General features: G+C 61.5%; 1 protein-coding gene. It reads right to left on the bottom strand.

The annotated features are described in order from the left end of the window. The coding region (locus JUK32_RS21000; protein ID WP_204140828.1) for a tetratricopeptide repeat protein at positions 1–312 on the bottom strand (312 nt) is incomplete at both ends.

Raw genomic sequence — 312 nt, 5'->3', positions numbered from 1 at the left:
GATCGCCCAACAGCGCTTGCCGCATCGCCAGCGCTTCTTGATACAGCGGTTCGGCGGCCTCGTAACGGCCCTGGGATCGATAGAGTTCTGCGAGATTGTTGAGGCTGGTGGCGACCGATGGATGGGTCTCGCCCAACAGCGCTTTCTTCATCGCCAGCGCTTCTTGGTACAGCGGTTCGGCGGCCTCGTAACGGCCCTGTGATCGATAGAGTTCCGCGAGATTGTTGAGGCTTTGGGCGACATCCGGATGGCGATCGCCCAACAGCGCTTGCCGCATCGCCAGCGCTTCTTGATACAGCGGTTCGGCGGCCT

It is taken from the genome of Halomicronema sp. CCY15110 (genome assembly GCF_016888165.1).
GTDB lineage: Bacteria > Cyanobacteriota > Cyanobacteriia > Phormidesmidales > Phormidesmidaceae > Halomicronema.
This window is presented reverse-complemented; position numbering and strand designations above follow the sequence as displayed.